The following is a 1,399-nucleotide window of genomic DNA, read 5'->3' as shown; positions in this document are numbered from 1 at the left end:
GGGACGGAGCGCGCGGGGGCCGGGTGCGTGCGGGAAACCGAATTTGAGCTGGCCCCGGAATCCGCTAAGGTTCATGACTACCGGAAGCGCCTCACCGGCGCCTTCGGAGCACGACCGGCGGACGTAGCTCAGTTGGTAGAGCATCACCTTGCCAAGGTGAGGGTCGCGAGTTCGAATCTCGTCGTCCGCTCGATGGGGGTCTCACGGGCCCTCGCTGGTGGAGTGGCCGAGAGGCGAGGCAACGGCCTGCAAAGCCGTCTACACGGGTTCAAATCCCGTCTCCACCTCGGACGATTAGCTCAGCGGGAGAGCACTTCCCTGACACGGAAGGGGTCACTGGTTCAATCCCAGTATCGTCCACTACGCGAGGGGCGACCCATGACCGCGGACCACGCGCTCACGGGTCGCCTTCTTCGTTCCCGCACGGCGCTGCCGCACCCGCCGCGAGCTGGCATGAAAGCGATGTGCGCGGATCGGGCATGACGGATAGTGTCAGAATATGAACGACCGTGCTCCCATTGTGTTCCGTGAAATACCCGAAAGCGACATCGACCGGGCTCAGGAGCTGGCCTATCTGGTCTTCCACGAAAAGCCCGAGGACGAGCTTCGCAAACGCCATCACGAACTCCTGGCGGGCTGCCTGCGCATCGGCGCCTACGACGCGGACACCCTGGTCGGCATGGTCGCCGCGCTGCCGTTCACGATGGCCGTCCCCGGCGCCGAACTCCCCTGCCCCGGCCTGACCTTCGTCTCCGTCGCGCCGACCCACCGGCGCCGCGGGGTGCTCTCCGGGATGATCGCCGAGCTGTTCGCGCGCTGCCCGGCAGAGGGCTGGCCGCTGGCGGCGCTGTGGGCGTCGGAGACCGCCATCTACGGGCGGTTCGGCTTCGGCCCCGGCACGTACGGCGCGACCGTCGAGATCGACTCCCGGGCGGCGCTGCGGCTGCGGATCATCCCCGACGAGCGGCCCCTGCGGCTGGTCAACCCGGCCGCGGCGCCCGCGCTGCTCGGCCCGTACTACGACCGCACCCGCGCGGCGCGCGCCGGCCGGCCCGCGCGCAGCGAGGAGTGGTGGGCCAAGGAGTGGCTGGCCGAACAGGACCCGGACGACGAGGACTTCTCCCGGCCGCGCGTCGTCGCCCTCGGCGACCCCCTCGCCGGCTACGCCGTCTACCGCACCAAGGACGACGACAGCGACCGCCCCGGCGCCACGGGCCTGGTGCGCCTGGACGAGTTGGAGGCGGACACCCCGGCCGTGGCCGCGGCCCTGTGGCGCTATCTCGCCTCCCTGGACCTGACCGGCACGGTACGCGCCTGGGGCCGGCCGCTCGACGACCCGCTGCTGCTCTTCGCCGCGGACCGCGACCAGGTGCGGGTCACGAGCACGTTCCCCGCGCTG

At 70.6% G+C, this 1,399-nt stretch carries 1 protein-coding gene and 3 tRNA genes; all 4 read left to right on the top strand.

Annotated features, from left to right (window positions below):
- Positions 1–117 precede the first annotated feature (117 nt).
- Positions 118–190: transfer RNA gene (locus tag H5J30_RS33300), tRNA-Gly, on the top strand.
- A gap of 26 nt (positions 191–216) precedes the next feature.
- Positions 217–287 (top strand) — tRNA-Cys (locus H5J30_RS33295).
- A 1-nt stretch (position 288) separates the two neighbouring features.
- Positions 289–360 (top strand) — tRNA-Val (locus H5J30_RS33290).
- Positions 361–520: 160 nt separating this feature from the next.
- A partial coding sequence (locus H5J30_RS33285) for a GNAT family N-acetyltransferase (protein WP_181791458.1) occupies positions 521–1,399 on the top strand: 879 nt, incomplete at its 3' end.

Origin of the sequence: Streptomyces phytophilus (genome assembly GCF_013870535.1) — a bacterium.
GTDB lineage: Bacteria > Actinomycetota > Actinomycetes > Streptomycetales > Streptomycetaceae > Streptomyces > Streptomyces phytophilus.
The sequence above is the reverse complement of the archived record's forward strand: the minus strand, read 5'-3'. Positions and strand labels throughout refer to the sequence as shown.